Annotated in this window: 1 protein-coding gene and 1 pseudogene; both read right to left on the minus strand. The window is 37.2% G+C overall.

From position 1 onward, the window contains the following. Nucleotides 1-460 (minus strand): LysR family transcriptional regulator substrate-binding protein (locus tag ABD296_RS49600; protein ID WP_344285549.1); only part of this gene is annotated, 460 nt, incomplete at its 3' end. A gap of 39 nt (nucleotides 461-499) precedes the next feature. Next, nucleotides 500-673: pseudogene (locus ABD296_RS50790) on the minus strand (LysR family transcriptional regulator); the annotation flags it as partial. Nucleotides 674-715 lie beyond the last annotated feature (42 nt).

Genomic DNA, 715 nt, shown 5'->3' on the forward strand with positions numbered 1-715 from the left:
CAATACTCAAAATTTGTGAAACATAAAATTTGATGTCTGGTTTGACATTAAAATTTTTTAAAATTAATTCGACCTGATGTCGACTACCCGCCATTGTCATAATGAAAGGACAATTTTCTAACTGTGCTGGATCAATATAGAGTTGTTGGGCGAGCGGGTAACCACTCGGAATTAAGGCAACAAAACGATCTTCAATTAAGGGAAATGTATCAAAACGCTCATCTGGCATAATCAAAAAACCAACTTCGATGCGTCGCTCTAATAACCACTGAGCAACTTCTTTATCTTCACCTTCATCAATATAAATTTCGATTTTGGGGTAGCATTGCCGAAAGGCTTCTAAAATTTCAGGCAATAGATAAATAGAGGATGAAGCCCCAAAAGATCCAATACGTAGTGTGCCTTCGTTTAAACCATGGATTGCAGCCACTTCTTTTTCTAAGGTATCGGAAATACTCAATAGCTCTTTTACATGGGTTAATAACTGCTGACCTGTCGTCGTCAGCTCAATATCGCTTTGAGTTCTTGAAATCAGTTTAATGCCCCATTGTTGTTCTAATGATTTAAGCGCATGGGAAACTGCCGACTGTGAAATTCCCAGCTTTTCTGCTGTAGCAGTAAAGCTTTTTAGTTCAGCAATGAGTGCGAAAATTTCAAGCTGGGTAAATGTGATGTTGTACTTATTATGAGTAAAAACTCATTTTATCATGAGTTT

It is taken from the genome of Actinomadura napierensis (assembly GCF_039529375.1).
Taxonomy (GTDB): Bacteria; Actinomycetota; Actinomycetes; order Streptosporangiales; family Streptosporangiaceae; genus Spirillospora; species Spirillospora napierensis.